Below are 19,092 nucleotides of genomic sequence, written 5' to 3' on the forward strand. Positions count from 1 at the left end.
TATGCAGTTTTCAGCGCGAGAAGATATCGAGGCCCCCATCCAATCGGTATTCGACATGGTGTCGGATTTCGAAAGATTCGAGCGTATGGCAATGCGCCGTGGCATCGATGTGCGCCGTTTGGGCGGTGGCGCGGCGGTGACGGCCGGAACCGAATGGAATACGGAGTTCAAACTGCGCGGAAAGCCGCGTCAGATGTCGGTGGTGATGACGGATTTCGACAGGCCTTCGCAAATGCGATTTGACGCTGCCAGCAAGGGTATCACCGGGTTCACGACCGTGGATTTTCTGGCCCTGTCCCCGCGCCGGACGCGCCTGAGCGTTGAAATGTCACTCGCCGCCAGGTCCCTGCCGGCACGGTTGCTGTTGCAATCCATGAAGCTGGGGCAGTCGAGGTTTCGCAAACAGTTCCAGGTGCGTCTCAGCGAATTCGCACGCGAGTTGGAGCAAAGGCACCTGCATGGCGGGTAAGACACATGATCGCACGGCAGGTGCGATGGGCCCGGACCACCTGAGTTTCAAACCCGCATCCGAAAGCGATGCCGAAGGGGTCGCTGGCGTTCTTCACGATCTGGTCTTGGTTGGCAAGCGGCGCAAAGCCCACGATGTCGATTTTGCCCTAAGGCACTATGTTCGCCACCCGGATCAAATACGGTGTACAATCGCCACGGACCCGAATGGTCACGTGCTTGGGTTCCAATCCCTGAAATATGCGGTCGAAAACCACCCCTACGACGTGTCAGTCGGGTGGGGCGTGATTGGAACCCATATCCGACCATCAGCCGCCCGGCTTGGGATCGGGCGCGCACTTTTCGCGCACACTCTGGACGCGGCCCGCGCGCATAGTCTCCCTGCTATCGATGCAACAATTGGCGCAGGCAATACCGAAGGTCTGGCCTACTACGAAGCCATGGGTTTCCGGACCTACCGCACGCAAGATGGGTCTGTGTCAAAGGTCTACCGGATTAACCGCTAGAGAGCGACGATTCCAGGCGCAGCGGCGCGGGACATTGGGAGCCACCGGCATTGCAAACAGCTTCGAAAAACGGGCAACATCCAAACAAGCCCAAAGGAATGCCGTCGTGAACCGTGATTATCCACGCGGATGTGCTGCCGGATAGACGCCCAGAACCTCGACATTTGTCGTGAAATGCTCAAGCTCGTCCATGGCCAGCTGCACGTTGCGGTCTTCGGGATGCCCGACGATATCCGCGTAAAACTGCGTCGCGGTAAAGGAGCCGTCGACCATATAGCTTTCCAGCTTGGTCATGTTGATCCCATTGGTGGCAAACCCGCCCATCGCTTTGTAAAGCGCAGCAGGGATGTTGCGGACCTGAAACACAAAGCTGGTGATCATCCCATGATCGCCCCGGCGGGACAAATCCGTTTCGCGCGACATGACAAGAAAGCGGGTCGTATTGTCGTCATTATCCTCGATATGGCGGGCCAGAACGTTCAGGTTATAGATCTCACCGGCCAGCTCACTGGCCAGCGCGGCTGAATGCGGATTGCCTTCCTCGGCCACTTCGCGAGCGGCGCGGGCGTTATCGGGGCTGACGCGGCCGCGGATGCCGTGTTCCTTAAGGAAACCCGCACATTGCGGCAGCAGCACCAGATGCGAATGCGCCTCGGTTATGTCTTCCAGTTTTGCACCCGGCACGGCAAGAAGGTTGATATGAACCCGGACAAAGGCCTCATCGATGATATGCAGCCCGCTGTGGGGTAACAGCCGGTGAATATCGGCCACCCGCCCATAGGTCGTGTTCTCGACCGGAAGCATTGCCAGATCCGCAGCACCCGAGCGGACCGATTCGATCACATCCTCGAAGGTGCGGCAGGGCAGGGCTTCCATATCTGGCCGAGCGTTGCGGCAGGCCTCGTGACTGTAGGCGCCGGGTTCCCCCTGAAAAGCAATGCGATTGGTCATTTGGTCGATTCCATGCAACAAGTTCGCGATTTGGTCGTTTCGTCGCGGTGTCTATACCTTGCCTCTCGCAAGGGGAAGCCTTAGACAGCTGCCCAGACAGCTGAAATGGACTCGCGATCAATGTTCGACACGATGACAGTAACCAAGGCCGCCGCAGGCCTGTTCGGCACATTCCTGGTGCTGCTTCTGGCCAAGTGGGGGGCGGATGTCCTCTATTCTTCCGGTGGCCATGGCTCGGCTGAGGCCGCCTACATTATCGAAACCGAAAGCTCGGGCGAAAGCGCCGACGGTGAAGAAGTGGTCTTTGAGGACCTGCTGGCCGCCGCAGACGTCGAGAGCGGCGCAAAAGTGTTCCGCAAATGCACCGCGTGCCACAAGCTGGAAGACGGCGCAAACGGCACCGGCCCTTACCTGTACGGTGTGGTTAATCGCCCCGTCGCCTCCGCCAACGGCTTCACCGGGTACTCGGCCGGTATGCAGGCGCATGGCGGCAACTGGACACCCGAAGCACTGGATGCTTTCCTGACCAAGCCCGGCAATTATATCTCGGGCACATCGATGAGCTTTGCCGGCCTGAAAAAGCCGCAGGATCGCGCCGACGTGATTGCCTATCTGCAGACAATCGGCAACTGATTGCCTGACCGATCAGAACCATTCAAAGCCGCTGCCGCAACGCAGCGGCTTTTTTGTCTGAAGAAACCTTCACAAAGTGCTCACGCATTCTAAACTTGAATCTGCACGTGCTGGCACTTTAGCTAGCGGTTACGACATTGACGGTGACAATGACCGAGAGGATGAGCAATATGATATCCCTGATGCCTGCTGCACGTGATCTTGAGGTAAGGCCATGGGTTGGCATTTTGGGGCTCTGCGCCGCTCTGATTGCTCCGCATGCAGCACAGGCGCTGGATGAAGGCGTCACCCGCAGTCACGGGTATTCGTATTTCGGAAATCTGGATTACCCGGCGGATTATTCGCATCTGAATTATGTGAATCCCAACGCCCCCAAGGGTGGCGAGCTTTCGCTGGCAGCCTCTGGAACGTTCGATTCTCTCAACCCCTATTCACGCAAAGGGCGCGCCGGTGCGCTGACCACATTGCAATATGACCGTCTGTTTGAAAGTACCGAAGACAGTGTCGGGCAGTATTACGGCGTAGTTGCGGAAAGTCTGGAATATGACGAAGGGCGCAATTACGTCATTTTCCATTTGCGCCCCGAAGCAACTTTTTGGGATGGCACGCCTGTCACGGCGGAAGATGTTGTCTACAGCCACCGTTTGTTCATCGAACAGGGCCTGCCGTCTTATGCGCAGGCCGTTGGCCGTATGGTGACAGGAGCCGAGGCGTTGGATGACCATACCGTAAAATTTACCTTCAATCCCGAAGTCACCCGCCGCAGCCTGATCGAAACCGTCGGCTCAACTCCTGTTTTCTCAAAAGCATGGTTCGAGGCGGATGAGACACGGCGATTGGATGAACCGCGGCTGGAAGTGGCGGTGGGCTCTGGCCCCTACAAGCTCGACAGCTACGACATCAATCGCCGCATCGTTTACAAACGCCGGGACGATTATTGGGGCAAGGACCTGCCTTTCAATGTCGGGCGCAACAACTTCGATACAATCCGGGTTGAGTATTTCGCCGATCAGACGGCAGCGTTCGAGGGTTTTAAGGCAGGTGAATACACATTCCGGATCGAAAGTGACCCTAAGCTTTGGGCGACCGGGTATGATTTCCCAAAGCTGGATGAAGGCACAGTTATTCGGGATGAGATCGCGGATGGCAGCCCGCCGACACCTTCGGGCTTTGTCTTCAACCTTGGAAAGCCGCAATTTGCCGACAAGAATGTTCGCAAGGCCCTGGCCCTGGCCTTCAATTTCGAATGGACGAACGAGTCATTGTTGTTCGGCCTTAACACGCCGCGGAATTCTTTCACGCAAGGAACCCCGATCGAGGCGCAAGGCCTGCCTGAAGGGGCGGAGCTGGCGTTCCTGCAGGCGCTTGGCGACGTTGTTCCCGAAGATGTCCTGACGGAACCCGCTGTTGTGGCGCACGAATCAAACCCTGCACGCCTGAATGACCGAAAAAACCTGCGCAAAGCTGCCAACATGCTGGATGAGGCAGGCTGGTCCGTCGGCGAAGGCAATATTCGTCGCAATGCCGAAGGGCAGACTTTGAAGGTGAATATTCCATATCCTTCAAACCTGCCGACCTCGACTGCAACGATGATCGAAACCTATGTCCAGAACCTGCAATCCATCGGGGTGGATGCCTCGACCGAGAAAGTGGATCCGGCGCAATACACGTTGCGCAGCCGCGAGCGGGATTATGACATGGTCTATTCCACGCGCTACGGATCGTTCTTGTCTACCGGGGGCGGTCTGAGCCAGATGTACGGATCGGAAGAAGCGGCCTTTAGCCTGTTCAATCCGGCAGGTCTGGCCAGCCCCTTGGTCGACGCAATCATCGAAGCGTCCTTTGAAACGGACAATCAGGCCGATCAGGACACGGCGTTGATGGCTTTGGATCGCGCCTTGCGGTACGAGTTTTTCGTAATCCCCGTGGGGTACATCGCAGAATACTGGACAGCATATTACGATATGTACGAATACCCGGAAAACCTGCCGCCCTATTCGCTGGGTTATCTTGATCTGTGGTGGATCAATCCGGAAAAACAGGCTGCGTTGAAAGCGAAAGGCGCGCTGCGATAACATGGGCGCCTATATACTAAGACGCTTATTGCTGATCATTCCGACCCTTCTGGGTATCATGATCGTCAACTTCACGCTGGTCCAGTTCGTACCTGGCGGGCCGGTCGAACAGATCATCGCGCAAATCGAAGGTCAGGGTGACGTGTTCGCCGGGTTCGCCGGTGGGGGCGATGCCGGAGCGGGTTCCGAACCGGCGGGCGGTGTCTTCGACGACAAATATGTCGGCGCACGCGGCCTTCCGCCCGAGTTTATTGCCGAACTTGAAAAAGAATTCGGCTTCGACAAGCCCCCGCTTGAACGGTTCGTGATCATGATGGGCAACTATCTGACGTTTGATTTCGGCGAGAGTTATTTCCGCTCGATCAGTGTGATCGACCTGGTGCTGGAAAAGATGCCGGTCTCGATCTCGCTGGGGCTGTGGTCGACCCTGATTGCCTATCTGGTCTCGATCCCGCTGGGTATTCGAAAGGCGGTCAAGGATGGATCGCAATTCGATACCTGGACAAGCGGGGCGATTATTGTGGCCTATGCCATTCCGGGCTTTCTGTTTGCGATCCTGCTGCTGGTGCTTTTTGCTGGCGGGTCATACTGGCAAATCTTCCCGCTGCGCGGCCTGACGTCGGACAATTGGGATAGCCTGAGTTTCTTTGGCAAGATGACGGATTATTTCTGGCACATAGCACTGCCGACGATTGCGCTGACAATCTCGGCCTTTGCGACACTGACCCTGCTGACCAAGAACTCGTTTCTGGATGAGATCAAGAAACAATATGTCATGACCGCCCGTGCCAAAGGGCTGAGCGAGCGCAAGGTTCTCTATGGTCATGTCTTCCGCAACGCGATGCTGATCGTGATTGCAGGGTTCCCGGCCGTGTTCATCGGGGTGTTTTTTGGCGGGTCGATCATCATCGAGACGATCTTCTCGCTGGATGGTCTGGGCCGATTGGGGTTCGAGGCCGCCGTGGCCCGCGATTATCCGGTGATCTTCGGCACGCTGTTCATCTTCGGTCTGATGGGGCTGGTCGTCGGCATCATCAGCGACCTGATGTATGTGCTGGTCGACCCGCGCATCGATTTCGAAAAGCGGGAGGGGTAAATGGCTTTGTCCCCGCTAAACCAGCGCCGCTGGAGCAACTTCCGCCGCAACAGACGGGCCTTCTGGTCGCTGATCATCTTCGCGGTATTGTTCGGCCTGTCGTTGTTTGCCGAGTTCATCGCCAACGACAAACCCATCCTTGTAAAGTATCGGGGAGAGTACTTTACGCCGGTTTTCAACTTCTATGCCGAAACCGAATTTGGCGGTGATTTCCAGACCGAAGCGATCTATCGCGACCCCGAGGTTCAGTGCCTTATCGACAGCGGTGGATTGGAAGACTGTTTCGACGATCCCGAAGGCATCATCGAACAGATCGACGCCGGCAAATTCCAGGCCGAGGGTTTTGAACGCGGCTGGTCGCTCTGGCCGTTGATCCCCTATTCCTTCAATACCTCGGTGGACCGCCCCGGCGCGGCGCCCCTGCCGCCCAACGGCCAGAATCTGCTGGGTACCGATGATACCAAGCGCGACGTGCTGGCCCGCGTGATTTACGGCTTTCGCCTTTCGATCCTGTTCACGCTGCTTGTGACGGGCGCGGCAAGCCTTATCGGGATTTTCGCGGGCGCCATCCAAGGGTTCTTTGGTGGGTGGCTGGACCTGATCTTTCAGCGGATCATCGAGATCTGGTCCGCAACCCCGTCGCTTTATGTCATCATCATCATGTTTGCGGTGCTGGGGCGAAGTTTCTGGTTGCTGGTCGCGCTGATGATCCTGTTCAGCTGGACCGGGCTGGTTGGCGTGGTGCGCGCCGAGTTCCTGCGGGCGCGGAACCTTGAATATGTGCGCGCCGCGCGGGCGCTGGGCGTGGGCAACATGACGATCATGTTCCGCCATATGCTGCCCAATGCGATGGTGGCCACGCTGACCTTCATGCCGTTCATCGTCACCGGAACCATCGGCGGGCTGGCTTCGCTGGATTATCTGGGCTTTGGCTTGCCATCCTCGGCCCCCTCGCTGGGAGAGCTGACCTTGCAGGCCAAACAGAACCTGCAGGCCCCATGGCTGGCCTTCACCGCCTTCTTCACCTTTGCCATCATGCTGTCGCTGCTGGTCTTCATCTTTGAAGGCGTGCGGGATGCGTTCGATCCCAGAAAGACCTTCTCATGAGCTTGCTGGATGTGAAAAACCTCAAGGTCTCGTTCCGTCAGGATGGGCAGGTCAACGCGGCCGTCAAAGGCGTGTCCTTCACTGTGGACCGCGGGGAAACCGTCGCGCTGGTGGGCGAATCCGGATCGGGCAAATCGGTCACCGCGCTCAGCACCGTATCTTTGCTGGGCGACAGCGCGTTGGTCGAAGGCTCGGTCACCTATGACGGGCAAGAGATGATTGGCGCCTCGGAACAGCGTCTGATGGATGTGCGGGGCAACGACATCAGCTTTATCTTTCAAGAGCCGATGACATCGCTGAACCCTTTGCACACGATCCAGAAACAGATGGCTGAATCGCTGGCCCTGCATCAGGGTGTCGCTGGCGATGTGGCACGGGACAGGATTGTCGAATTGCTGACCAAGGTCGGTATCCGCGATCCTCAAGACCGGCTGGACAGCTATCCGCATCAGTTGTCGGGCGGTCAGCGGCAGCGGGTGATGATCGCCATGGCCCTTGCCAACAAACCGGACATCCTGATCGCGGATGAGCCGACAACGGCACTGGATGTGACCATTCAGGCGCAGATCCTCGAGCTGCTGGCTGAATTGCAGAAATCGGAAAACATGGGGATGCTGTTTATCACTCATGATCTGGGCATCGTGCGCCGCATCGCCGACCGGGTCTGTGTGATGAAAGACGGCGAGATTGTCGAGACCGGCGTGACGGCCGAGATATTCGAAAACCCGCAGCACCCCTATACCCGCAAACTACTGGCGGCAGAACCGTCGGGTCAGCCTGAACCCGTTGCCACAGATGCGGAAGAGGTCGCACGCACCGACCACATTAAGGTCTGGTTCCCGATCCAGCGCGGGTTTCTGAAGCGTACGGTTGGATATGTGAAAGCGGTGAACGACGCGACCCTCAGCGTGCGCGCGGGTGAGACGTTGGGGATTGTTGGCGAAAGCGGGTCGGGCAAGACCACACTGGCACTGGCCATAATGCGGCTGATTGCGTCCGAGGGTGGCATCACCTTTCGCGATCAGGACGTGCGCAAATGGTCCACGCGGGAACTGCGCCGGTTGCGCAAGGACATGCAGATCGTGTTTCAGGACCCGTTTGGCAGCCTCAGCCCGCGGATGACCTGTCAGCAGATCATTGCGGAAGGTCTGGCCATTCACAAAGTCGACCCGGACCGCGCGCCACGCGAACTTGTGGCCGAGGTGATGACCGAAGTGGGGCTTGATCCGGCAACGATGGATCGATACCCGCACGAGTTTTCCGGCGGTCAGCGTCAGCGCATCGCCATTGCCCGCGCGATGGTTCTGCGGCCCAAACTGCTGGTCTTGGACGAGCCAACCAGCGCGCTGGATATGACCGTTCAGGTTCAGATCGTCGATCTGCTGCGCAATCTGCAACAGAAATACGGGCTGGCCTATCTGTTCATCAGCCATGACCTGAAAGTGGTCCGTGCCATGTCGCACAACGTGATCGTCATGCGAAACGGCGATGTGGTCGAAATGGGCGCGGCAGAGGATTTGTTCGAAAACGCCCAGACCGACTATACCCGCGAGCTGATTGCAGCGGCGGGATAGCATGAAAAAACAAAGAAATGACTACGTCGGTAAGGCATTCTTCGTCGGGATTTCTTGCTTAGTTGCATTCAGCAGCCAAGAGTTCCGAACCTCTTTCAAAGCTCAAGTTGGTCTAGGTCTCGCAGTTTTCGCGGTTTTGTTTGGCGCGTCGCTTTGGGAATGGCTCAAGTCCAAGTGGTGACTGTACCGAGATAGGGTCGAAGGCACTTGTGCCTTCGACAGTCTCAACACCGACTGAGTAAACGTGGGCAAGTTAAGCGCTTGCCTTTTCTTTGGTCGCCGCTTTCGGCACCGGTCCGCGCAGTTCTTCGTAGTGATCAAAGGTTAGCTTTACCCACCCGGTCCCGCGCGTGGCACTGGCAAGGGTGCGGTGCAGTTCGTCCTCGGCAACGGCGGGCAACTGGGCGTTGAATATCTCCCAGCCCGTCGCATTCGGGTTGCCCTCAAATCCCAGAACCTGCCCCTGAAGGGTGCTGATCGTTGGTACGAGATCGCCCACAAAAGCCGAGGGCAGGTGTATCTCGGCGCTCAGGATCGGTTGCAGGACGACAGGTTTGGCCTGTGGCAATGCCTCGCGCACCGCGTTCTTGCCTGCGGTCCGGAAGGCATAATCCGAACTGTCCACATTGTGGTGTTTGCCATCGCTCAGGGTCACTTTGACATCAACCACGGGAAAGCCTTCGGGGCCTTGTTCCAATGCGTCCTTGGCCCCGTGTTCCACCGACGGGATGTAGTTCTTGGGAACGGCACCGCCCTTGACCACCTCATCGAACTGGAACCCCGATCCGCGCGGCAATGGCGCAACCGAAATCACCACATCTGCGAATTGCCCCGCGCCGCCGGACTGTTTGCGATGGCGATGGCGATGCTCAACCGTTGTGCGAATGGTTTCGCGATAGGCGGTTTCCACCTGTTCCGCCTCGATCTCGATCCCGAAATCCTCGGCCAGCTTGGCGGTCACGCGGCGCATATGTTGCGGTCCCTGCGAGCCGAGAATCGAATGGCCGCTCATCTCATCCTGTTGCAGGTGCAGGCCCGGATCGATTTCGGCCAGACGGCTCAGGGCGTTTGACAGGCGCACATCGTCCCGCTCATGCGCGGGCGAGACGACTTGTCGATGCGCAACCGGATGAGAAGACGCCCATTCCGGCAGTTCCGTCGCAGAGGAACTGTCATAAATGTATCCGGGGTTGAGGTGATCGGATTTGACCGCCAGTCCGATCTGCCCGGCCTCCAGCGTGGCGATCTGGGTCTTGGCGTCCAGTGTTGTCAGGTTGCCGACGGTTTCACCGCCCAACGCCTCATGCGCTTTTACCCCGTCCCCAAGGCCGCGCAGAACGATGATCTTTCCGATATGCTTTTTGACATCCGCAAATCCCGCGATGGCACGGGCGCTTTCGGCGGCCTCGTCCCGTCCGGCGGCGATATCAAACTCGGGGGCCTCATGACGCAGCGCTTTCATCAGGCGCGTCAGCCCGTTGCCGTGGCTTGCGGCGCCCAGACAGGCGGCGATCAACTGATGATTCTGCAAAACCTGCGCGGCCAGCTCATAAACCTCATCGCTTGGGGGCTGTTTGTCTTCGATCAGCTGTTCCAGCAGGTGGTCATCGAAATCGGAAAGTGTTTCAAGCAACTCGGTCCGGGCTTCCTGCTCGCGATCCTCGACAGATTTGGGCAGCTCTATCAGGGCCGACGGCTGGCCCTCCTGATACTTCCACGCCCGCTCCGAGATCAGATCGACCGCGCCGATGATCGTGTCCCCCTCGCGGATCGGGACCTGACGCAGGGCGATGTGATGTGTGCAATAGGTTTGCAGCGCCGCGATGATGTCGCGGATGCGGCCATTGGGGTTGTCCATGCGGTTGATGAAAAGAAAACAGGGAATGCCCGCCTCTTCCACCAGCCGAAGATAAGGCGCGCACAGCACGGCGGCATTTGGATCGGGCGGTACCACGATAACGGCTGCATCCGAGATTGCCATGGCAGGCCCGACATAAGCGAGGGAATCGCCACCCCCATCCACATCGATCGCGCACCAGGGCTCGTCCAGGTAAGAAAAACCGTGCAAGTGCACGGTTCCGGAAACATCGAATGTGGTCGGGCGCCCGTCGAGGCGGCTGATGGCCTCGACCAGGGTAGATTTGCCCGACTGGCTGGGCCCGAGGACGGTGAATACGCGCATGAGTGTTGTCCCTCTTTCAGGTTGCAGAATGGCTGCACGAAAAGGGCCATCCGACGCAGTCGCGTCAGCTAGGACTGTCTGTAATTTGCCCGCCTCAGGCCGCAGGGCGAAACATCACCCCACAGCTTGAGTGTGGGAAAAACCGCAGGCGTGCGTCAAGCCCCCGATGTGTTTTGTGCTTTACGGGCTGATTGTTGCCCGCAAAAAGAGAGGTCAGATCGCCGAACTGTGCCCGGCTTTGCTGAGGTCGTATGCGTCAAAGCTGCGGGCAACCATCCGGGTCAGCGCGCGCGCCTCGGGGGGAATGAACAGCCCTTCCTCGCTGATTTGCAGCAGCCCGTCGAATGAGGCGTTGGCGGCACGATACATCTCGTTCAGCGCTGCGGCTGAGATATCGTGATCGCGCAGGATTTCAGACGAATCGATCCGGAAATCGCACATCAATGCTTCGATCAGACGGGCGCGCAGAATGTCCTGACCTTTGAACAGGTGCCCGCGGGATGTCGAGAACTGCCCGTTGCGAATGGCCTTGGTATGAGCAGACGTAGCCGGGGCATTCTGCGCATAGCCTTGTGGAAAGCGCGAGATCGAGCTGGCCCCGACACCGATCAGAACATCGGCCTGATCGTCGGTATAACCCTGGAAGTTCCGCTTCAGACGACCCGCGCGCAGGGCATGGGTCAGCCCGTCATCCTGCGTGGCAAAATGGTCAATGCCGATCTCGGCGTAGTTGTCCCACAGGAACAGGCGGCGGGCGGTGTCGAACAGTTCCAGCCGTTGTTCGGGCGTTGGCAGTGCGTCCGACGGGATCAGTTGCTGCCGTTTGGCCATCCACGGCACATGGGCGTACCCATAAAGCGCCACGCGGTCCGGGCTGAGCGACAAAAGCTTCTGCACGCTTTCCGTCATCCGGGCCTTGGTCTGATGGGGCAGCCCGTAAAGGATATCCGCGTTCAGGCTGGCAATGCCACGTGCGCGGATCATGTCGATCGCGTCGCGCGTTGTATCGTAGCTTTGAATGCGGCCAATGGTTTTCTGGATTTCATCGTCGAAATCCTGCACTCCAATCGAGGCGCGGTTCATGCCTGCCTCTGCCAGCGCATCCAGACGCGCCTCGTCAATCTCGTTCGGATCGATTTCAACCGAAAACTCGGCGTCCGGCCCCATGGGGACGATCCCCAGAATGTGCTGTGCCAGATCGCGCATCAGCTGGGCATTCAGCAACGTTGGCGTACCGCCGCCCCAGTGCAGGCGCGACAGGACCACACCCGCGGGCAGGCGCGCCGCCAGCAGGTCCAGCTCGGCTTTCAGAACATCCACATAGGCAATCACCGGATTGTCGGTTTGTGTGCCTTGCGTTCTGCAGGCGCAAAACCAGCACAGCCTGCGGCAGAACGGGACGTGGATATAAAGGGATATGGCGCTGCCGGGCTCGATTCCCGAAATCCAGTCGCCAAACATGTCCGCCCCCACGTCATTGTTGAAATGGGGAGCTGTGGGATAGCTTGTGTAACGCGGTACTTTCGCGTCAAAAAGTCCAAGCTTTGCCAATTGTGGTTTCACTATCATGACGATACCCTTAGGGGGCAGGCGACTTAGGTGCTTTGACGGAGATCAAGTGGAAACGCAGATGACAATAAAAGCACAGTTCGATCACTCAAATTGCGAAGACTGCCCGATACGACATCGCGCGGTCTGTGCCCGCTGTGACGCGGACGAGCTGGAAGCGCTTGACGGCATTAAATATTACCGCAGTTTCGAGGCGGGTCAGACCATCATCTGGTCGGGTGACCAGATGAATTTCGTCGGCTCGGTCGTATCGGGGATCGCTTCGCTGACGCAAACCATGGAAGACGGGCGCACCCAGATGGTCGGCCTGCTTCTGCCCAGCGATTTCGTCGGTCGCCCGGGGCGCGACGTTGCGCCTTACGATGTGCAGGCGACAACGGATGTCGTGATGTGCTGTTTCCGCAAGAAACCATTTGAAGAGCTGATGAACGAAACGCCTCACATCGCGCATCGCCTGCTACAGATGACGTTGGACGAGCTTGATGCTGCCCGTGAATGGATGCTGGTTCTGGGTCGCAAAACAGCGCGCGAAAAAATCGCCAGCCTGATATCGATCATTGCCCGCCGGGATGCGTCGATTGGTCAAAAGGGCCTGTCGGGACCGATCGTGTTCGATCTGCCCCTGACTCGAGAGGCCATGGCGGATTATCTGGGACTTACGCTTGAGACGGTCAGCCGCCAGATCTCAGCTCTGAAAAAGGACGGTTTGATCTTGCTGGAAGGCAAACGTCACGTGACCATCCCCGATCTTGGCCGGCTCATGGAAGAAGCAGGCGACGATTCCGATGGCGGGTTTCTGGTCTGACCGGTCTTTCGCTCGGCAGAACTCGCTTACCGCGACCATCCGGTCGGTTCACGAACTAACATAGGAGTGTGGCATGGGGTTCAGCAGTCTGTTGGCAATGCTGTTCATTGGCGCAATCGCCGGATGGCTGTCGGGAAAGATCATGGAGGGCCGTGGGTTCGGCCTGATCGGCAACATTATCGTCGGCATCGTCGGTGCGTTCCTGTCGGGCATGATCTTTCCGGCGCTAGGATTTTCTGTTGGCGGGGGCCTGTTGTCGTCGATCTTTTTCGCGACAATTGGGGCCGTGATCCTGTTGTTCCTGATCGGCCTCATCCGCCGGGGGTGAAAAAAGCCGCCTGTCGAGGCGGCTTTTTAACTTGATTGGATCAGTGCGCCAGAAACACCGGAACCGAGGATTGTTCCAGCATGTTCCGGGTCGCCCCGCCCAGAATGGCTTCGCGAAAGCGGGAATGACCATAAGCACCCATCACGATCATGTCCGATTCGGTATCCGTCGCGTGGCGATTAAGGATATCCGAGACGCGGGTCATGGTTTTGCTGAGCACGTCGATCTCGCATTTGACACCATGGCGGGCCAGCATCTGGGACAGCATCCCACCCGGGTCTGACCGGTCCGGCCCATGCTGTGGCGGGTCGATGACTACAATACGGACGATCTCGGCCTGTTTGAGGAAGGGCAGGGCCCGCCGGATGGCGCACATGGCCTCGACGCTTTCGTTCCAGGCGATCATGATGTTGCCCGGGGCTTTCAACGGCGCGCCGCTGTCGGGAACTACAAGAACCGGGCAATGTCCTTCGAACATGGCCGCTTCGATAATGGGTTCGGCCTCGGCCCCGCGACCTTCACCATACGGATGTGGCAGGATCACAAGGTCGGAAAACCGGGCCCGGTGCGCGACGTGGCGCCCGATATCGGCAATTTGTGCAACGCCGTGTTCGGCGGACCAACGCACACCGGATTTGCCGAGATAGTCATTGGCAAAGGCCAGCAAATCCTTTGCCTCGGCATTGGCCCGGTTCAGCGTTTCCTGAACGATCAAAGCATTGGCACCCGCATAATAGTAACCTGTCTGACTGCGATCGACGCCCAGACACAGGACTTCGGCATGGGCATCCTGAGCCTCAGCCAGGGCCACAATCTGCGCCAAAGCAGCCTGTGCAGTCTGCGTTTCGGTCATGACTGTGAGAAGAGATTTGTACGCCATTTTGACCTCATGTTTCGGGCAATTGGTCTCATGTGACCTGTTAGCCCTTTTCTACTACCATGCGTGTCATAGAAAACGCTGGACTGTCTTGATACAGATCAAAGCAATGAAGGTGGCCGTGCTTCAGAACGGCAGCCAGTCAAATGGGTTTCGCGCGTCACAAGAATCAAAAACGTGCGGAGCATGGCAAAGGGACGCAATATGTCGAATTACATCAAGCTGATCGTGCTTGGTCTGATCGCGCTGTTTGCAGCGATCGGAACCAATTATGCACGCGATTTGGCGTATCAGGTACATGCGCTGCTGGTGATGCTCATCGCCGGTGGCCTGTTCATCTGGACGCTTCGAAACACTGACGAGCCAGATATTCAGATCGACCGCTCGGGCGAATACATGGATGGCGTGATCCGCTATGGCGTGATCGCAACCGCCTTTTGGGGCGTGATTGGGTTCCTTGCAGGGACCTTTATCGCGTTTCAGCTGGCGTTTCCGGTGCTGAACTTCGAATGGGCGCAGGGTTATCTGAACTTTGGTCGTCTGCGTCCGTTGCACACCTCGGCAGTCATTTTTGCCTTTGGCGGCAACGCACTGATCGCAACCTCGTTCTACGTGGTTCAGCGTACCAGCGCGGCGCGGCTTTGGGGCGGCAACCTCGCGTGGTTCGTGTTCTGGGGCTATCAGCTGTTCATCGTGCTGGCCGCGACCGGCTATGTGCTGGGCGGAACGCAGTCCAAGGAATATGCCGAACCTGAATGGTATGTCGATCTGTGGCTGACCATTGTCTGGGTCGCCTATCTGGCTGTCTACCTGGGTACGATCATCAAGCGGAAAGAACCCCACATCTATGTGGCCAACTGGTTCTATCTGGCCTTTATCGTCACCGTCGCCATGCTGCATCTGGTCAACAACATGACCATCCCGGTCAGCATCTGGGGTTCGAAATCGGTCATCGTCTGGTCAGGCGTGCAGGATGCCATGATCCAGTGGTGGTATGGCCACAACGCTGTGGGCTTCTTCCTGACCGCGGGTTTCCTGGGCATGATGTACTATTTCATCCCGAAACAGGCCGAACGTCCGGTGTTTTCCTACAAGCTGTCGATCATCCACTTCTGGGCGCTGATCTTCCTGTATATCTGGGCCGGTCCACACCACCTGCACTATACCGCGCTGCCTGACTGGGCGTCGACGCTGGGCATGGTGTTCTCGGTGATCCTGTGGATGCCGTCCTGGGGTGGTATGATCAACGGTCTGATGACCCTGTCGGGGGCCTGGGACAAGCTGCGCACCGATCCGATCATCCGCATGATGGTCATCTCGGTCGGCTTCTACGGCATGTCCACCTTTGAAGGTCCGATGATGTCGATCCGTGCTGTGAACAGCCTCAGCCACTACACCGACTGGACCATTGGTCACGTGCATTCGGGCGCGCTGGGCTGGAACGGCATGATTACCTTTGGCGCGCTGTACTTCCTGGTGCCTGTCCTGTGGAAGCGCGAGCGTCTGTACTCGCTGCAAATGGTCAGCTGGCACTTCTGGCTCGCCACGATCGGCATCGTGCTTTATGCCGCGTCGATGTGGGTCACCGGTATCATGGAAGGCCTGATGTGGCGTGAAGTGGATGCAAACGGCTTCCTGGTGAACTCGTTCGCTGACACCGTGGCCGCCAAGTTCCCGATGTATGTGGTGCGTGCTCTGGGTGGCGTGATGTTCGTCGCTGGCGCCGTGATCATGTGCTACAACCTGTGGATGACTGTGCGGAAAGCGCCGGCCAAAGAGGCCAGCCTGACCGTCGCGGTCCCGGCTGAATAGAGGGAGGGCCGGAGCAATGGCAATTCTCGACAAACATAAGATCCTCGAGACCAACGCGACCCTCCTGCTGATCTTCAGCTTTCTGGTCGTGACCATCGGTGGCCTGGTGCAGATCACCCCGCTGTTCTATCTTGAGAACACCATCGAGAAGGTGGAGGGCATGCGCCCTTACACCCCTCTCGAAATGGCAGGGCGTGAGATCTACATCCGCGAAGGCTGCTATGTCTGCCACAGCCAGATGATCCGCCCGATGCGGGACGAGGTCGAGCGTTACGGTCACTACTCGCTGGCGGCTGAGTCGATGTATGATCACCCGTTCCAGTGGGGATCAAAGCGTACCGGACCTGATCTGGCGCGTGTCGGTGGTCGCTATTCGGATCAGTGGCAGATGGACCACCTGCGCGACCCTCAGTCTGTGGTGCCTGAATCGGTGATGCCGAAATACGGCTTCCTCGAACATCGCAAGATCGACGGCAAGTATATCGGTGACATCATGGCGACCAATGCGGTTGTCGGCACCCCATATACCGAGGAGATGCTGGAAAACGCGGTTGCCGATTTCAGCGCGCAGGCCGATCCTGACAGTGACTACGACGGTCTGCTCGAGCGGTACGGTGACAAGGTCAACGTGCGCAACTTCGATGGTCAGCCTGAACTGACCGAAGCCGATGCGCTGATCGCCTATTTGCAGATGCTGGGTACGCTGGTCGATTTCTCGACCTTTACCCCGGATGCAAGCCGTTAACAGGAGGGTGTGATGGAAGAATACACACTGCTTCGACAGTTCGCGGATAGCTGGATGCTGCTTGTGTTGTTTGTCTTCTTCGTTGGCATCGTGATCTGGGTTTTCCGCCCCGGTGCCAGCAAGGAATACAAGGACACCGCCAACATCCCCTTCCGGCACCAAGACAAACCCGCCACACCCAAGGAGGCGCGGCAATGAGCAAGACACCTGATAAACAGCCGGGCGATCCTAATACAACCGGGCACAGCTGGGACGGAATCGAGGAATTCGACAACCCCATGCCGCGCTGGTGGCTATGGACCTTCTACGCCACCATCTTCTGGGGCGTGATCTATACGATCATGTTTCCGGCCTGGCCCCTGGTCCATGGCGCGACAGCCGGTGTGCTGGGATGGTCAACCCGTGAAAACGTACAGCAGGACATGGTTGCCTTCGAAGAGGCAAACGCGCCCTGGAACGCCAAGCTGGTGGAAACTTCGCTGGAAGACATCTCTAAGGATGCAGAGCTTCAGCAATATGCCGTGAACTCGGGCGGTGCGGTGTTCCGGACCTGGTGCGCACAATGCCATGGTTCGGGTGCGCAGGGTGCGCCGGGTTTCCCGAACCTGCTGGATGATGCCTGGCTGTGGGGCGGAACGCTGGACGACATCGTCTACACCGTCAGCTACGGTGTCCGGAACGAAGAAAGCGACGATGCGCGCTATTCCGAGATGCCGGCATTTGGCGAAATCCTCGAACACGACGAAATCACGCAGGTGGTCCAGTACGTCATGTCGCTGAGCAATGCCCAGACCGACGATGCGGCAGCGCAGGCAGGCAAAGTTGTCTTCGAAGACAACTGCGCGGCCTGCCACGGCGAGGATGGCACAGGTGATATCTTCCAGGGAGCGCCGAACCTGACTGACGCGATCTGGCTTTACGGTGGCAGCGAAGAAACGCTGACGGAAACCGTAACTTACAGCCGCTTTGGCGTCATGCCGAACTGGGATACCCGCCTGACCGAGGCGCAGATTCGCGCCGTATCTGCCTATGTCCACCAGTTGGGCGGCGGTCAGTAAAATATAAAGAACACCTTCGGGCGGTTCGCCGCCCGAAGGCTGGGGCACCGGCTGTTCCATCTGTTCGCGCGTTTCCTGAACAGCCGGTGCTTTTTTCCAACAATAAGGCCACTTAAACCTGTGGTCCAGATTCAGGTTTACTGTTCCCTGCGTCAAAAGTTGCTCGGATCCACCTCGCGCGGGTTTTTAATCCACCAATGACCTTCCGGCAGCCAACGGCGTTTGTGGCGACCCGGCTTTGGCGCATCGCGAATATGCGGTGCATTGATCCGCGTTGCGGTCATGAAAGATCTGGCAAAAACAGTCAGCATGGTTGGTCTCCTCTGCATGGGTATCTCTGCAATAAAGATTGACCTTTGAGGTGCTGAATGCGACTCAAATACCATTCCATGGTGTAAGTCAGGGTTACATATGAATTGGTTGTCGCTTCCCCCGTTGGCCGCGCTGAGGGCGTTTGCGGCATTTTCTGAGAAGCGCAATGTGGTCGAAGCTGGGGCTGCGCTAAACGTAAGCCATGCGGCGATTAGCCAACAGTTGCGCGTACTTGAGAAACATCTGGGTGCTGCCTTGCTGGATCGAACCGGCAAAGCCCTGACCCTGACCGCCGATGGTGAACACCTGGCCCGAGCCCTGCAACTGGGGTTTGGCGCGATCGAGGCGGCAGTGGGGGATTTGGCGCGGTCTGGTCAGGATCGCCCGGTCCACGTGTCGCTGACATCCTCTTTTGCAGCCTCATGGCTGATGCCGCGCCTACCGGCCTTTCGCGATACCCACCCCGAGGTGAACCTGATCCTTGATCCCACCGCGGAAATTGTCGAACTGCGACCGGGTGGGATCGATATTGCCATTCGGTACGGCCCCGGCGGTTGGACCGGTGTGCAATCTGAAATGCTGTTGCAGTCGCCCGTGGTCATCGTCGCCGCCCCGAAACTGCTGGGGGAAAAGACATCATGGACTCCGACCGAGCTGGCCCAGCTGCCCTGGCTTGAGGAAATCGGCACCACCGAGGCGACGACCTGGCTGGCCGAACATGGTGCCGGTCCTGAACGCGGTGCAGGCCGGACCGAGCTGCCGGGAAACCTGGTACTGGACGGTCTGCGGGCCGGGCAGGGGGTCACTGTCACAGTGCGACATTTCGTCGAGCCGGACATCAAGGCCGGTCGCATCGTTGAGCTTTATGCAGAGCCGGATACGCGCGGTTACCATATTGTGACGCCAAATTCGGCACTTAGACCCGCAGTAAAGACATTTGTGACGTGGTTGAGGCGTCAGGCACGGGAAATGTGATAAAAGGTGTCTGTACGAT

The 19,092-nt window shown here is 58.1% G+C and carries 19 protein-coding genes; 14 read left to right on the forward strand and 5 right to left on the reverse strand.

Going from position 1 to position 19,092, the window contains the following annotated elements; translation table 11 throughout:
• The first annotated feature begins 1 nt into the window (after window position 1).
• Window positions 2-469 (forward strand): SRPBCC family protein, encoded by a 468-nt coding sequence (locus tag ACR0DY_RS03270; RefSeq protein ID WP_480495970.1) that lies wholly within the window; start codon window positions 2-4, stop codon window positions 467-469.
• On the forward strand, window positions 459-974 hold the full coding sequence (locus ACR0DY_RS03275; RefSeq protein ID WP_480547351.1) for an N-acetyltransferase family protein: 516 nt from the start codon (window positions 459-461) through the stop codon (window positions 972-974). Before ACR0DY_RS03270 ends, ACR0DY_RS03275 begins: the two co-directional genes overlap by 11 nt.
• A 117-nt stretch (window positions 975-1,091) precedes the next feature.
• Here ACR0DY_RS03275 and ACR0DY_RS03280 read toward each other — a convergent pair whose 3' ends face one another.
• On the reverse strand, window positions 1,092-1,925 hold the full coding sequence (locus tag ACR0DY_RS03280; RefSeq protein ID WP_267363539.1) for a prephenate dehydratase: 834 nt from the start codon (window positions 1,923-1,925) through the stop codon (window positions 1,092-1,094).
• Between the two features lie 120 nt (window positions 1,926-2,045).
• Between ACR0DY_RS03280 and ACR0DY_RS03285 the strand changes: the two genes are divergently transcribed.
• The 5 genes from ACR0DY_RS03285 (at window position 2,046) to ACR0DY_RS03305 (ending at window position 8,410) form a co-directional block, all read left to right on the forward strand.
• Window positions 2,046-2,558 carry a c-type cytochrome gene (locus ACR0DY_RS03285; protein WP_480547365.1) on the forward strand — a complete coding sequence of 171 codons (513 nt, stop codon included), beginning with the start codon at window positions 2,046-2,048 and terminating at the stop codon, window positions 2,556-2,558.
• Window positions 2,559-2,728: 170 nt separating this feature from the next.
• Window positions 2,729-4,633 carry an extracellular solute-binding protein gene (locus tag ACR0DY_RS03290; RefSeq protein ID WP_480547349.1) on the forward strand — a complete coding sequence of 635 codons (1,905 nt, stop codon included), beginning with the start codon at window positions 2,729-2,731 and terminating at the stop codon, window positions 4,631-4,633.
• A gap of 1 nt (window position 4,634) precedes the next feature.
• Window positions 4,635-5,729 carry a microcin C ABC transporter permease YejB gene (locus tag ACR0DY_RS03295; protein ID WP_480508568.1) on the forward strand — a complete coding sequence of 365 codons (1,095 nt, stop codon included), beginning with the start codon at window positions 4,635-4,637 and terminating at the stop codon, window positions 5,727-5,729.
• Window positions 5,730-6,836, forward strand: coding sequence for an ABC transporter permease (locus tag ACR0DY_RS03300; protein WP_480547347.1), 1,107 nt, complete (start codon window positions 5,730-5,732; stop codon window positions 6,834-6,836).
• Complete coding sequence (locus ACR0DY_RS03305) at window positions 6,833-8,410, forward strand: ABC transporter ATP-binding protein (RefSeq protein ID WP_480897805.1); 1,578 nt, start codon at window positions 6,833-6,835, stop codon at window positions 8,408-8,410. Before ACR0DY_RS03300 ends, ACR0DY_RS03305 begins: the two co-directional genes overlap by 4 nt.
• Window positions 8,411-8,663: 253 nt before the next feature.
• On the opposite strand, the gene ACR0DY_RS03310 is transcribed toward ACR0DY_RS03305, so the two are convergent.
• Entirely contained in the window at window positions 8,664-10,592 is a 1,929-nt protein-coding gene (locus tag ACR0DY_RS03310; RefSeq protein ID WP_480897806.1) for an elongation factor G, read from the reverse strand.
• A gap of 213 nt (window positions 10,593-10,805) precedes the next feature.
• Complete coding sequence (gene hemN / locus ACR0DY_RS03315) at window positions 10,806-12,161, reverse strand: oxygen-independent coproporphyrinogen III oxidase (protein ID WP_480547343.1); 1,356 nt, start codon at window positions 12,159-12,161, stop codon at window positions 10,806-10,808.
• Window positions 12,162-12,222: 61 nt separating this feature from the next.
• On the opposite strand from hemN, the gene fnrL reads away from it, so the two are divergent.
• Together fnrL and ACR0DY_RS03325 are read left to right on the forward strand one after the other, a co-directional pair.
• Window positions 12,223-12,966 (forward strand): transcriptional regulator FnrL, encoded by a 744-nt coding sequence (fnrL, locus tag ACR0DY_RS03320; protein ID WP_480547341.1) that lies wholly within the window; start codon window positions 12,223-12,225, stop codon window positions 12,964-12,966.
• 73 nt (window positions 12,967-13,039) lie between these two features.
• Window positions 13,040-13,294 (forward strand): GlsB/YeaQ/YmgE family stress response membrane protein, encoded by a 255-nt coding sequence (locus tag ACR0DY_RS03325; protein WP_267363530.1) that lies wholly within the window; start codon window positions 13,040-13,042, stop codon window positions 13,292-13,294.
• Window positions 13,295-13,334: 40 nt separating this feature from the next.
• Here ACR0DY_RS03325 and ACR0DY_RS03330 read toward each other — a convergent pair whose 3' ends face one another.
• A complete protein-coding gene (locus ACR0DY_RS03330; RefSeq protein WP_480508576.1) occupies window positions 13,335-14,174 on the reverse strand; it encodes a universal stress protein in 840 nt (279 codons plus the stop codon).
• A 201-nt stretch (window positions 14,175-14,375) separates the two neighbouring features.
• Between ACR0DY_RS03330 and ccoN the strand changes: the two genes are divergently transcribed.
• The 4 genes from ccoN to ccoP are packed head-to-tail and all read left to right on the forward strand — an operon-like array spanning window position 14,376 to window position 17,786.
• On the forward strand, window positions 14,376-15,983 hold the full coding sequence (ccoN, locus tag ACR0DY_RS03335; RefSeq protein WP_480508578.1) for a cytochrome-c oxidase, cbb3-type subunit I: 1,608 nt from the start codon (window positions 14,376-14,378) through the stop codon (window positions 15,981-15,983).
• 16 nt (window positions 15,984-15,999) lie between these two features.
• Complete coding sequence (gene ccoO, locus ACR0DY_RS03340) at window positions 16,000-16,728, forward strand: cytochrome-c oxidase, cbb3-type subunit II (protein WP_209507754.1); 729 nt, start codon at window positions 16,000-16,002, stop codon at window positions 16,726-16,728.
• Between the two features lie 12 nt (window positions 16,729-16,740).
• Window positions 16,741-16,926, forward strand: coding sequence for a cbb3-type cytochrome c oxidase subunit 3 (locus ACR0DY_RS03345; protein ID WP_267363526.1), 186 nt, complete (start codon window positions 16,741-16,743; stop codon window positions 16,924-16,926).
• Window positions 16,923-17,786, forward strand: coding sequence for a cytochrome-c oxidase, cbb3-type subunit III (gene ccoP, locus ACR0DY_RS03350; RefSeq protein WP_480484689.1), 864 nt, complete (start codon window positions 16,923-16,925; stop codon window positions 17,784-17,786). The genes ACR0DY_RS03345 and ccoP overlap by 4 nt, the downstream gene beginning before the upstream one ends.
• Window positions 17,787-17,938: 152 nt before the next feature.
• Here the strand turns inward: ccoP and ACR0DY_RS03355 are convergent, their stop codons facing one another.
• Window positions 17,939-18,097, reverse strand: a complete 159-nt coding sequence (locus ACR0DY_RS03355; RefSeq protein WP_480488890.1) for a hypothetical protein — start codon at window positions 18,095-18,097, stop codon at window positions 17,939-17,941.
• Between the two features lie 100 nt (window positions 18,098-18,197).
• On the opposite strand from ACR0DY_RS03355, the gene ACR0DY_RS03360 reads away from it, so the two are divergent.
• Complete coding sequence (locus ACR0DY_RS03360; RefSeq protein WP_480547339.1) at window positions 18,198-19,073, forward strand: LysR family transcriptional regulator; 876 nt, start codon at window positions 18,198-18,200, stop codon at window positions 19,071-19,073.
• The last annotated feature ends 19 nt before the right edge of the window (window positions 19,074-19,092 follow it).

Source organism: Ruegeria sp. O6, from assembly GCF_056535045.1.

Coding starts and splice junctions, on each gene's coding strand:
- ACR0DY_RS03270 (WP_480495970.1), top strand. CDS start 2: ATGCAGTTTTCAGCGCGAGAAGATATCGAGGCCCCCATCCAATCGGTA.
- ACR0DY_RS03275 (WP_480547351.1), top strand. CDS start 459: ATGGCGGGTAAGACACATGATCGCACGGCAGGTGCGATGGGCCCGGAC.
- ACR0DY_RS03280 (WP_267363539.1), bottom strand. CDS start 1,925: ATGACCAATCGCATTGCTTTTCAGGGGGAACCCGGCGCCTACAGTCAC.
- ACR0DY_RS03285 (WP_480547365.1), top strand. CDS start 2,046: ATGTTCGACACGATGACAGTAACCAAGGCCGCCGCAGGCCTGTTCGGC.
- ACR0DY_RS03290 (WP_480547349.1), top strand. CDS start 2,729: ATGATATCCCTGATGCCTGCTGCACGTGATCTTGAGGTAAGGCCATGG.
- ACR0DY_RS03295 (WP_480508568.1), top strand. CDS start 4,635: ATGGGCGCCTATATACTAAGACGCTTATTGCTGATCATTCCGACCCTT.
- ACR0DY_RS03300 (WP_480547347.1), top strand. CDS start 5,730: ATGGCTTTGTCCCCGCTAAACCAGCGCCGCTGGAGCAACTTCCGCCGC.
- ACR0DY_RS03305 (WP_480897805.1), top strand. CDS start 6,833: ATGAGCTTGCTGGATGTGAAAAACCTCAAGGTCTCGTTCCGTCAGGAT.
- ACR0DY_RS03310 (WP_480897806.1), bottom strand. CDS start 10,592: ATGCGCGTATTCACCGTCCTCGGGCCCAGCCAGTCGGGCAAATCTACC.
- hemN (WP_480547343.1), bottom strand. CDS start 12,161: ATGATAGTGAAACCACAATTGGCAAAGCTTGGACTTTTTGACGCGAAA.
- fnrL (WP_480547341.1), top strand. CDS start 12,223: ATGACAATAAAAGCACAGTTCGATCACTCAAATTGCGAAGACTGCCCG.
- ACR0DY_RS03325 (WP_267363530.1), top strand. CDS start 13,040: ATGGGGTTCAGCAGTCTGTTGGCAATGCTGTTCATTGGCGCAATCGCC.
- ACR0DY_RS03330 (WP_480508576.1), bottom strand. CDS start 14,174: ATGGCGTACAAATCTCTTCTCACAGTCATGACCGAAACGCAGACTGCA.
- ccoN (WP_480508578.1), top strand. CDS start 14,376: ATGTCGAATTACATCAAGCTGATCGTGCTTGGTCTGATCGCGCTGTTT.
- ccoO (WP_209507754.1), top strand. CDS start 16,000: ATGGCAATTCTCGACAAACATAAGATCCTCGAGACCAACGCGACCCTC.
- ACR0DY_RS03345 (WP_267363526.1), top strand. CDS start 16,741: ATGGAAGAATACACACTGCTTCGACAGTTCGCGGATAGCTGGATGCTG.
- ccoP (WP_480484689.1), top strand. CDS start 16,923: ATGAGCAAGACACCTGATAAACAGCCGGGCGATCCTAATACAACCGGG.
- ACR0DY_RS03355 (WP_480488890.1), bottom strand. CDS start 18,097: ATGCTGACTGTTTTTGCCAGATCTTTCATGACCGCAACGCGGATCAAT.
- ACR0DY_RS03360 (WP_480547339.1), top strand. CDS start 18,198: ATGAATTGGTTGTCGCTTCCCCCGTTGGCCGCGCTGAGGGCGTTTGCG.